The following is a 10596-nucleotide window of genomic DNA, read 5'->3' as shown; positions in this document are numbered from 1 at the left end:
CAGCGCCCACGGCTGAAAAACAGGTAGGCTGTGTGACCACCCACACCCTATAACCCTCCAAAAAAACAGGCCGGGATGATGTACAACATTGACGATTTCGATTTGAAAATTCTGACCCTGTTACAGGGCAACGGGCGGCTGACCAATCAGGAGCTGAGCGAGCTGGTGGGGCTGTCGGCGTCACAGTGTTCGCGCCGCCGCATCAGCCTGGAGCAGGCGCAGCTTATCCTCGGTTACCATGCGCGGCTGGCACCGGAAGCGGTGGGGCTGGGGATGATCGGGCTGATTGAGGTGCGGCTGATTAACCACACGCCGCCCTATGTGGCGAGCTTCCACACCATGCTCGGCGAAGTGGACGCAATTATCGACGCCTATAAAACTACCGGCGATGCCGATTACCTGCTGAAGGTGGCAGTGGCGGATCTGGCCGGTTTAAGCGATCTCATCAGCAAAATCCTCTCAAGCCATGAAAGTGTCGCCCATATCAAGACCTCGGTGGTACTGAACCGGCTTAAAGAGAACGGGTTACTGACACCGCCTCAGTGAGGTGCGTTGCACCGTTTTGGTGCCGGGCGTGCGCGAAAACGGTGCGTAATAAGCGGAGATTGTGCGGGTTCTGTGTGGCATAGAGGGAAAAACTGCGCAATCTGCGCATAAAGCAGGGAAGGGATGCAAAAGATGTTGCCGCAGGATGTCGAATGTTAACAAGAGATTGCTGACTGCGGAAAATCAGAAAAGCGCCGCTTCCTCTGAAACCAGCGGCGAGGGCGCTGTTTCCTACAAATCTGGCGCGCTTTTTGCTGAATAAAGGGGTCCGCAGCCCGGCTGCCCCCTTATCTGATGAAGTGACCGACCCGATGGATAATGTCATTACCCCTGAACCGCAAAACGTGTCCCATACTCTGCTGGAAGATGTGCTGGCGATTGTGATGGGCACACTGATGGTCTCGTTCGGCGTGATCCTGCTGCGCCAGTCCGGCGCACTCACCGGCGGCACCGCCGGGATGGCGTTCCTGCTGCACTACCTGACCCACGTTTCGTTCGGCACCGCCTTTTTCCTGATCAACCTGCCGTTCTACTGGCTGGCGATCCGCCGCATGGGTTGGCAGTTCACCCTGAAAACCTTCTGCGCGGTCGGGCTGGTGTCGCTGTTTTCCGGCCTGCACCCGCTGTTCATCCACGTTGACCATTTGCAGCCGTTTTACGCCACGCTGTTCGGCAATATGATCATGGGCATCGGGTTTATTGTGTTATTCCGCCACAAAGCGAGCCTGGGCGGGGTAAATATCCTGGCACTTTTCCTACAGGACAAATATGGTATCCGTGCCGGGAAATTTCAGATGGGCGTGGATGCGGTGATTGTGCTGGCGTCACTGTTTGTGGTGAGCCTGCCGATGCTGCTGGCCTCCATTGCGGGTGCCTTCCTGCTGAACCTGATCATCGCCATGAACCATCGCCCCGGCCGCTACAGCGTATAAACAGAGGCGCATAACACCGCCCCTTCATAAAGCCAGACCAGACAATTCAAGGAGTGCAGCACCGTGTTCCACAATGTTGATGCCTATGCGGGTGATCCCATCCTGTCGCTGATGGAAAGTTTCAAACTGGATCCGAGAGAACAGAAGGTTAACCTGAGCATCGGGCTTTACTATAACGAGCAGGGTGTGATCCCGCAGATGCAGGCCGTTGAGCAGGCGGAGAAGGTGCTGGCGAACACGCCGCACGGTGCCTCTGTTTACCTGCCGATGGAAGGGCTGGCGGGTTACCGTGCCGCCATCCAGACGCTGCTGTTTGGTGACGACCACCCGATGCTGGCACAGGGGCGCATCGCCACCATCCAGACGGTGGGCGGCTCCGGCGCGCTGAAAGTGGGCGCGGATTTCCTCAAGCGCTACTTCCCGGACTCCGAAGTATGGGTCAGTGACCCGACCTGGGAAAACCACATCGCCATCTTCGCGGGCGCGGGCTTCAACGTGCACACCTACCCGTACTACGACGCAGAGCGCCTGGGCGTGAACGTCCCGGCGATGCTGGAAAGCCTGCAACAGCTGCCGCCGAAAAGCATCGTGCTGCTGCACCCGTGCTGCCACAACCCGACCGGCGCTGACCTGACCCACGCCGAGTGGGACGAGGTGATTGCGCTGGTCAAAGCGCGTGAGCTGATCCCGTTCCTCGACATCGCCTACCAGGGTTTTGGCGGCGGTATGGACGACGACGCCTACGCCATCCGTGAAATGGCACGTGCCGGGCTGCCGTGCCTGGTCAGCAACTCCTTCTCTAAAATCTTCTCGCTGTATGGCGAGCGCGTCGGTGGCCTGTCAGTGGTGTGCGAAAGCGATGACGCCGCCGCCCGCGTGCTGGGCCAGCTCAAAGCCACCGTGCGCCGCAACTACTCCAGCCCGCCGAACTTCGGCGCGCAGGTGGTGGCGAAAGTGCTGAATGACGCCGATCTGAAAGCCCAGTGGCTGGCAGAAGTGGAAGCGATGCGCACCCGCATCCTGGAGATGCGTGAAACGCTGGTGGCCAGCCTGAAGACCTCCCTGCCGGGGCGTGACTTCAGCTACCTGCTGGCGCAGCGCGGCATGTTCAGCTACACCGGCTTCAGCGAAGCGCAGGTGGATCGCCTGCGTAATGAGTTCGGCGTCTACCTGATCGCCAGCGGCCGCGTCTGCATGGCCGGGCTGAACCACGGCAACGTGCAACGGGTGGCCGACGCCTTCGCCGCCGTGCAGTAACCCTATACCGGCAGGCCGCCCGGCCTGCCGGCTTCCTGCCTTTACCGCGCCGCCCGCCTTTACGCCCTCTCTTTACGTCCCCATGCCGATATATTCCGCCCGTCGCCTTTATCTTTCACTCAGTTGATGCACACTTAGGGAACCGAGTGAAAAATGGAGGATGTATGTGGCATCAGCAAACCCTGACCCTGAGCGCCAGAGCGCGTGGGTTTCACCTGATCACCGATGAGGTGACCGGCAAACTGGACAGGTTAGCGCAGCTGGAGACCGGCCTGTTGCACCTGTTGCTTATGCACACGTCCGCCTCGCTGACCCTGAATGAGAATTGCGATCCCACCGTGCGTGCAGATATGGAGCACCATTTCCTGCGGCAGGTGCCGGAAAACGCCGACTACCAGCACGATTATGAAGGGCCGGATGATATGCCCGCCCACATCAAATCCTCGCTGCTGGGCGTGTCACTGACGCTGCCGGTACAGCATGGGAAACTGCTGCTGGGCACCTGGCAGGGCATCTGGCTGGGTGAGCACCGCAACCACGGCGGCCAGCGCCGCATCGTCGCTACCTTACAAGGAGAAACACAATGAACAGTTCGGACCTGCTCGACTACTGTATGTCCAAGCCGGGCGCGGAACAGAGCGTAGATAACCAATGGAACGCCAACCAGATCAAGGTCGGTGACATGATGTTTGCGATGGTGAGCGCAGTGCAGGAACGGCCTGCGATCTCGCTGAAAACCAGCCCGGAGCTGGCCGAAGAGTTGCGAGCCAGACACCCGGATATCGTCCCCGGCGAGCACCTGAACAAAGCGCACTGGAACACCCTGTTCCTTGACGGCGATCTGCCCGATTCCCAGTTTTACTTCCTGATCGACAGCTCCTACCAACTGGTGGTGGAGAGCCTGCCGGAAGCAGTGCGGCACGATCTGGGGGTTTGACGGCTCCCCGCGCGATGGGGCGAGGTTCTGCGCGTAAATTAACCGGCGGGGTTAACCGCGCACTGCCCGCCGGGTGGGGTAAATTCTACGGCCGCCCGGTTAACTCACGCATCAGATCCATCTCCGTCTGGCGGAACGGGACGCCGTGCTCGTCAAACACATCGTGGAACCAGAGATGCGGATTGTCGCGCTTCTCTTTGCGCATCAGCGGCCACGGCAGCCAGGTCTGGGTTTTGCCGCGCACCAGCCCCCACTGGTAACAGCCGACCCGCAGGGTGTGGAACTGCGGGAGCTGCTCTTCCATCAGGCTGCCGATATGGCGTGCCAGCCACTCGGTGCACATCACCGGGCGGCGCATCTGCTGCCAGTAGCCGAGGATCGGCAGCAGCGCCGGGGTGTCCACGTAGGCGTGGAAAGTGATGATGTCTGAAAGCTGCGCCGCCGCGACGTCAATCGGGTGCTGGTACCAGCTCGGCGTTGCCTGGCCGGGGTTAAGCGGCAGGTGCCACGCCGCCACGGTGAGCGGCTGCGCCGGGTCTTCGGCGCGCGCCCAGTCAAACACGTGATGCATCAGCTCCAGCGAGAAAGTCTCCAGCTCCTGCTCAAACAGCACTTCCTCCGACGGGCTGATAAAAATCGCCCGGTTGCCCGGCTCGTTATAGAGATCCCACATAAATACGCGCGTATCGTCGCGGAAATGGCGGACAACGTCCCGGATATAGTGCTCAATCTGCGGCCACCACTCGCGGTTCATCACCGTGCGACGGCCGGGGCTGGCAGCCGCCTGGCTGTTGTGGATCTCCGGCACCGGGGGCTTTTGCGGCCCGAGGAACGGCTCATCACCGGAGAAGCCACAGTCATCCAGCAGCGTCAGGATCACCTTAATCTGGTGGCTTTCCGCCAGCGTCAGAAAGTGGTCAATCCGCGCCAGCAGGCCGTCACGGTCCACCTGCCAGACAATAAACGGCAGGTTGATGCGCAGGTGGTTATAGCCTACCGCCTGCGCCCAGCCAAGTTCCTGATCAATGGTCTGTGGGTCAAAGGTGTCGCCTTGCCAGAGTTCAGTCCAGTTCACGGCCGTGCGCGGCAGGTAATTAAACCCGCAAGGCCATATCTGTTGCTGGTACCAATCATTGGCTTGTTGCTCACTCCATTGCTGACGCATTGCCGGGCTCCTGATAAATAGATTGAGCGGTGGGAGGGGGCAGAGCAGAACAATCCTGTCTCTGTAGACTTGAGCGTAGCAACCTGCTGGGAAAAGCACGGCTTTTTACCGCACTCTGTGCCATAAACCGGGGAAAACCGCGTTAAACCGATAAAAAAGGCCACGCAATATCGCGTGGCCTGGTGATGGCTTCATCAGGCAGACTTTCTCTGCTTCTGCTGATGGTGCGCCAGAATCGGCTTCAGGAAGCGGGCGGTGTGGGACGCCTCGCAGTCGGCCACCGTTTCCGGTGTGCCGGAGACCAGAATCTCCCCGCCGCCGCTGCCGCCTTCCGGCCCCAGATCCACAATCCAGTCTGCGGTTTTAATCACATCCAGGTTGTGTTCAATCACCACAATGGTGTTGCCCTGGTCACGCAGCTGATGCAGCACCTGCAACAGCTGGGCGATGTCCGCGAAGTGCAGGCCGGTGGTCGGCTCATCCAGAATGTAGAGCGTCTGCCCGGTGCCGCGTTTCGACAGCTCACGCGCCAGTTTCACGCGCTGCGCCTCCCCGCCGGAGAGCGTGGTGGCCGACTGCCCCAGACGGATGTAGGAGAGGCCGACGTCGATCAGCGTCTGGAGCTTACGCGCCAGCGCCGGCACCGCGTCGAAGAACTCGCGCGCCTCTTCGATGGTCATCTCCAGCACTTCGTGGATGCTCTTGCCCTTGTAGCGGATCTCCAGCGTCTCACGGTTATAGCGCTTGCCGCGGCACTGGTCGCACGGCACGTAGATGTCCGGCAGGAAGTGCATCTCCACCTTGATCACGCCGTCGCCCTGGCAGGCCTCACAGCGCCCACCGCGCACGTTAAAGCTGAACCGCCCCGGCGTGTAACCGCGGGTACGGGATTCCGGTACCCCGGCGAACAGTTCACGCACCGGCGTGAAGATGCCGGTATAGGTGGCCGGGTTGGAGCGTGGCGTGCGGCCGATCGGGCTCTGGTCGATGTCGATCACCTTGTCGAACTGATCCAGCCCGTGCACTTCACGGTATGGGGCCGGTTCGATGATGGTGGCACCGTTAAGCTGGCGTTGCGCAATCGGGAACAGCGTGTCGTTAATCAGCGTTGACTTGCCGGAGCCGGACACCCCGGTGATGCAGGTGAACAGCCCCACCGGCAGCGTCAGGGTAACATCTTTCAGGTTGTTGCCTTTCGCGCCCACCAGCTTCAGCACGCGCGACGGGTCAGCCGGCACGCGCTCCACCGGCACGGAGATTTCCCGCTCGCCGCTGAGGAACTGGCCGGTCAGGGAGTCGGCATTCGCCATGATGTCCGCCGCCGTGCCTTCGGCCACCACCTGGCCGCCATGCACCCCGGCACCGGGGCCGATGTCAATGATGTGGTCGGCGGCGCGGATTGCGTCTTCGTCGTGCTCCACCACAATCACCGTGTTGCCGAGATCGCGCAGGTGGATCAGCGTCTCCAGCAGGCGTTCGTTGTCGCGCTGGTGCAGGCCGATGGACGGCTCATCCAGCACGTACATCACGCCCACCAGCCCGGCACCAATCTGGCTCGCCAGGCGGATACGCTGCGCCTCACCGCCGGAGAGCGTCTCCGCCGAACGCGACAGCGACAGGTAGTTCAGGCCAACATTAACCAGGAACTTCAGGCGGTCGCCGATCTCTTTCAGCACTTTTTCCGCAATCTTGGCGCGCTGGCCGCTGAGCTTCATGTTCTGGAAGAAGGTCATGGCGTGGCCGATGCTGAAGTCCGAAATCTCCGGCAGCGTGGTGTTCTCCACAAACACATGGCGCGCCTCTTCCCGCAGGCGGGTGCCGTGGCAGGTGGTGCAGGGGCGGTTGCTGATGTATTTCGCCAGATCTTCGCGCACCGCCGACGACTCGGTCTCTTTGTAGCGGCGTTCCATGTTGTTCAGCACGCCTTCAAACGGATGGCGGCGCACCGAGGTATCGCCCCGGTCATTGATGTATTTGAACTCAATGGTCTCACGGCCGGAGCCGCTGAGGATCGCCTTCTGCACCGTGGCGCTCAGCGATTCAAACGGGGCTTCAATATCAAACTTGTAGTGCTCCGCCAGCGAGCGCAGCATCTGGAAATAGTAGAAGTTGCGGCGGTCCCAGCCACGGATCGCGCCGCCGGCCAGCGACAGCTCCGGGTTCTGCACTACGCGGTCCGGGTCGAAGAACTGCTGCACGCCCAGGCCGTCACAGGTCGGGCAGGCACCGGCCGGGTTGTTGAAGGAGAACAGGCGCGGTTCCAGTTCACGCATGCTGTAGCCGCAGATCGGGCAGGCGAAGTTCGCGGAGAACAGCAGCTCAGGGGCGTTGGCGTCATCCATGTCGGCCACCACGGCAGTGCCGCCCGACAGCTCCAGCGCCGTCTCAAACGACTCGGCCAGGCGCTGCGCCAGATCCTCACGCACTTTGAAGCGGTCAACCACCACTTCGATGGTGTGCTTCTTCTGCAACTCCAGTTTCGGCGGGTCGGAGAGGTCACACACTTCGCCGTCGATACGGGCGCGGATGTAGCCCTGCGCCGCCAGGTTCTCCAGCGTTTTGGTGTGCTCGCCTTTACGGTCTTTCACCACCGGGGCCAGCAGCATCAGGCGGCGGCCCTCCGGCTGGGTGACCACGTTGTCCACCATCTGGCTCACCGTCTGCGCCGCCAGCGGCACGTCATGCTGCGGGCAGCGCGGCTCACCCACGCGGGCAAACAACAGGCGCAGGTAGTCATGGATCTCGGTAATGGTACCCACGGTGGAGCGCGGGTTGTGCGAGGTGGATTTCTGCTCAATCGAGATCGCCGGTGACAGCCCCTCGATATGGTCAACGTCCGGCTTTTCCATCAATGACAGGAACTGGCGCGCGTAAGCCGACAGCGACTCCACGTAACGGCGCTGCCCTTCGGCGTACAGGGTGTCAAAAGCCAGTGAGGATTTGCCCGAACCAGACAGGCCGGTGACAACGATCAGTTTGTCGCGCGGGATGATCAGGTTGATATTCTTGAGATTATGGGTGCGTGCGCCCCGAACTTCGATCTTATCCATTCATATTTCCCGGATTAAACACGATCTCTCACTATGCCGGTCACTGGTTTCCGGTGCGGGATGCGACGATGCACCGGAAGAAAAAGCAGGGGGCACAGAAAGTACGAAACGTATAATTATGACACAAAAAAACCTGAATGGATATCCAGTATAATGAGGCAAGATTGTTTATACTCTATCCAATTCTGGGGCGCACTTCGCAGGTATGATCAGGCGCGGTGGCGTGCTAAAATGATTGGTTTAGTATCGTAAAAATTAACTCATTGTGGAGAGTCGACATGGCCAGCAGAGGCGTAAATAAAGTGATTCTTGTCGGGAATCTGGGCCAGGATCCGGAAGTGCGCTACATGCCGAGTGGCGGCGCTGTGGCGAACATCACCCTGGCAACATCTGAATCCTGGCGTGACAAAGCCACCGGCGAGCAGAAAGAGAAAACAGAATGGCACCGCGTGGTGCTGTTCGGCAAACTGGCGGAAGTGGCGGGTGAATACCTGCGCAAGGGTTCCCAGGTCTACATTGAAGGCTCCCTGCAAACCCGTAAATGGACGGATCAGTCCGGCCAGGAAAAATACACCACCGAAGTGGTGGTAAACGTGGGCGGCACCATGCAGATGCTCGGCGGCCGTCAGGGCGGCGGTGCACCGGCAGGCGGCGGCCAGGCTTCCGGCGGCGGCAACGGCGGCTGGGGCCAGCCTCAGCAGCCGCAGCAGAATAACAACCAGTTCAGCGGCGGCCAGCAGTCCCGCCCGGCACCGCAGCAGAACCACGGTGCTTCGAACAATGCCCCGATGAACAACGAACCGCCGATGGATTTCGACGACGACATCCCGTTCTGATAAGGCGTTGTGCGTGCACTACCCACAAAGCCCCGAAAGGGGCTTTGTTGTTTTTGGCCGTCATGTAAAAAGCGTATGCCCTGTTCCAGAGACAAAAAACAGAGTCAAAAAAGCCCCTCGCGGGGCTTTTTCTGTTTTATGTATCGATGTGTTGCAACGCCTGCCGGGTTAACGCCGTGACGCCGCCATCTGCCCGGCGGGGGCGCGAACCTCGTGTTTTTTGCGGTGTACCCAGAAGGAGCTGGCGACTACCACCGCGGCGAGGATCAGGGTGGCGAGCACCTGTTCGCGCTGGTCAGGCATAAACAGCATGCAGGTCAGCATCACCACGATAAAGGCAATCACCGCCAGCGTCACCCACGGGTAGCCCCACATGCGGATCGGCATCTGCGATTTATGCAGTTGGGTACGCATCCGCAACTGCGACACCGCAATCACCAGATAGACCAGCAGGGCGATGGAGCCGGTGCTGGCGATCAGGAAATCGAACACGTTTTTCGGCGCGTAGTAGTTGGCGACCACCGTCAGGAAGGCCGCGACGGTAGAGAGCATCACCGCCATGTACGGGGTTTTCACTTTGTTGATCTTACGGGCAGCGGCCGGGGCGTCACCACGTTTGCTCAGGGAGTAGAGCATCCGTGAGGCGGTATAGAGCGCGGAGTTCAGGCAGCTGCACACTGCCAGCAGGATGATGCCGTCCATGATCGGTTTGGCATACGGAATATGCAGCGATTCCAGCACCGACTGGTAAGAGCCGAGGGTGGTCAGGTCGTGGCTGTTCCACGGCACCAGCGTCACCACCATAAAGATCGAGCCGAGGTAGAACACCGAAATGCGGCCAATCACCGAGCGGGTGGAGCGCACCACATGCTCCGCCGGGGAGGCGGTTTCGGCGGCGGCGATGGTGACGATCTCGGTGCCCATAAAGGAGAACATGGTGATCAGCACCGCGGCCAGTACCGCGCCCATGCCGTGCGGCATAAAGCCGCCCTGGCTCCACATCAGGGAGATCCCGGCATGTTCGCCTTTCGGCAGCACGCCGGTCAGCGCCAGCGCACCCAGCACGATAAACGCCAGAATGGCGATCACTTTGGTCAGCGCGAACCAGAACTCAAACTCACCGTAATTTTTCACGTTCAGCAGGTTGCTGCCGGTCAGCGCCAGGGTAATCAGCAACGAAAACGTCCAGACCGGGACGCCGGCAAACCAGCTGTGCAGGATGGTGGCGGCGACGTTGGCTTCGAGCGGGATCACCAGCACCCAGAACCACCAGTAGAGCCAGCCGATGGTGTACCCGGCCCACTTGCCGATGGCGCGATCCGCGTAGGTGGAGAAGGAGCCGCTGTCCGGTGAGGCGGCGGCCATCTCGCCCAGCATCCGCATAATCAGCACCACCAGCAGCCCGGCGATGGCATAAGCGATAATAGCGGCCGGGCCTGCTAACGCCACGGCGCTGCCGGAGCCGACAAACAGACCGGCACCGATCACACCGCCAATCGACAGCATGGTGATGTGGCGGGACTTGAGGTTGGTATTTAATTCACTGGCTGGTTGGCTCATAAAACTCCCTTACTTTCCTGTTTGTGCCCTACACGCAAACAGGAAAATGTCGTGATGTGGTTAATGGCGTCGTGCGGTGAATCACTGCCTGCCGGAACCGGGCGCGGTGCGCCCGGGGGCGGTTTACTCGCTGGTGTCAAAGCAGAGGTATTTCATTTCGAGGTACTCCTCCAGCCCATAGCGCGAGCCTTCACGGCCCAGCCCGGACTGCTTCACCCCGCCGAACGGCGCAACTTCATTGGAGATGGCGCCGGTATTGACCCCGACCATGCCGCTCTCCAGCGCCTCGCTGACCCGCCACTGGCGGTTGGGG

At 60.5% G+C, this 10596-nt stretch carries 10 protein-coding genes; 6 read left to right on the top strand and 4 right to left on the bottom strand.

The annotated features are described in order from the left end of the window. Positions 1-78: 78 nt before the first annotated feature. From CYR55_RS21130 to CYR55_RS21110, 5 genes are all read left to right on the top strand, one after another. Positions 79-546: an Lrp/AsnC family transcriptional regulator gene (locus CYR55_RS21130; protein ID WP_072933005.1), complete on the top strand. Its 468-nt coding sequence runs from the start codon at positions 79-81 to the stop codon at positions 544-546. A gap of 311 nt (positions 547-857) precedes the next feature. After that, entirely contained in the window at positions 858-1478 is a 621-nt protein-coding gene (locus CYR55_RS21125; protein ID WP_101818357.1) for a YitT family protein, read from the top strand. Positions 1479-1541: 63 nt separating this feature from the next. Continuing rightward, entirely contained in the window at positions 1542-2735 is a 1194-nt protein-coding gene (locus tag CYR55_RS21120; RefSeq protein ID WP_101818317.1) for an amino acid aminotransferase, read from the top strand. A gap of 164 nt (positions 2736-2899) precedes the next feature. Beyond that, complete coding sequence (locus tag CYR55_RS21115; protein WP_101818316.1) at positions 2900-3322, top strand: secondary thiamine-phosphate synthase enzyme YjbQ; 423 nt, start codon at positions 2900-2902, stop codon at positions 3320-3322. After that, the gene (locus tag CYR55_RS21110; RefSeq protein ID WP_101818315.1) at positions 3319-3672 is read left to right on the top strand and encodes an MmcQ/YjbR family DNA-binding protein; all 354 of its coding nucleotides are present in this window, start codon (positions 3319-3321) and stop codon (positions 3670-3672) included. The genes CYR55_RS21115 and CYR55_RS21110 overlap by 4 nt, the downstream gene beginning before the upstream one ends. 85 nt (positions 3673-3757) lie before the next feature. Here CYR55_RS21110 and CYR55_RS21105 read toward each other — a convergent pair whose 3' ends face one another. Continuing rightward, entirely contained in the window at positions 3758-4837 is a 1080-nt protein-coding gene (locus tag CYR55_RS21105; RefSeq protein ID WP_101818314.1) for a glycoside hydrolase 5 family protein, read from the bottom strand. Between the two features lie 194 nt (positions 4838-5031). Beyond that, positions 5032-7887, bottom strand: a complete 2856-nt coding sequence (uvrA, locus tag CYR55_RS21100) for an excinuclease ABC subunit UvrA (protein ID WP_101818313.1) — start codon at positions 7885-7887, stop codon at positions 5032-5034. 278 nt (positions 7888-8165) lie between these two features. On the opposite strand from uvrA, the gene CYR55_RS21090 reads away from it, so the two are divergent. Beyond that, positions 8166-8723 (top strand): single-stranded DNA-binding protein, encoded by a 558-nt coding sequence (locus CYR55_RS21090; RefSeq protein WP_101818312.1) that lies wholly within the window; start codon positions 8166-8168, stop codon positions 8721-8723. 168 nt (positions 8724-8891) lie between these two features. On the opposite strand, the gene gabP is transcribed toward CYR55_RS21090, so the two are convergent. Both gabP and CYR55_RS21080 read right to left on the bottom strand, forming a co-directional pair. Continuing rightward, entirely contained in the window at positions 8892-10283 is a 1392-nt protein-coding gene (gene gabP / locus CYR55_RS21085; RefSeq protein ID WP_101818311.1) for a GABA permease, read from the bottom strand. Positions 10284-10406: 123 nt separating this feature from the next. Further along, a partial coding sequence (locus CYR55_RS21080; RefSeq protein ID WP_146001016.1) for an aldehyde dehydrogenase family protein occupies positions 10407-10596 on the bottom strand: 190 nt, incomplete at its 5' end.

The organism is Chimaeribacter californicus, assembly GCF_002858675.1.
GTDB lineage: Bacteria > Pseudomonadota > Gammaproteobacteria > Enterobacterales > Enterobacteriaceae > Chimaeribacter > Chimaeribacter californicus.
The sequence above is the reverse complement of the archived record's forward strand: the minus strand, read 5'-3'. Positions and strand labels throughout refer to the sequence as shown.

Bases quoted from the DNA above. Each gene is read 5' to 3' on its own strand.
- CYR55_RS21090 (WP_101818312.1), top strand. From the start codon at position 8,166: ATGGCCAGCAGAGGCGTAAATAAAGTGATTCTTGTCGGGAATCTGGGC.
- CYR55_RS21105 (WP_101818314.1), bottom strand. From the start codon at position 4,837: ATGCGTCAGCAATGGAGTGAGCAACAAGCCAATGATTGGTACCAGCAA.
- gabP (WP_101818311.1), bottom strand. From the start codon at position 10,283: ATGAGCCAACCAGCCAGTGAATTAAATACCAACCTCAAGTCCCGCCAC.
- CYR55_RS21115 (WP_101818316.1), top strand. From the start codon at position 2,900: ATGTGGCATCAGCAAACCCTGACCCTGAGCGCCAGAGCGCGTGGGTTT.
- CYR55_RS21130 (WP_072933005.1), top strand. From the start codon at position 79: ATGTACAACATTGACGATTTCGATTTGAAAATTCTGACCCTGTTACAG.
- CYR55_RS21125 (WP_101818357.1), top strand. From the start codon at position 858: ATGGATAATGTCATTACCCCTGAACCGCAAAACGTGTCCCATACTCTG.
- uvrA (WP_101818313.1), bottom strand. From the start codon at position 7,887: ATGGATAAGATCGAAGTTCGGGGCGCACGCACCCATAATCTCAAGAAT.
- CYR55_RS21110 (WP_101818315.1), top strand. From the start codon at position 3,319: ATGAACAGTTCGGACCTGCTCGACTACTGTATGTCCAAGCCGGGCGCG.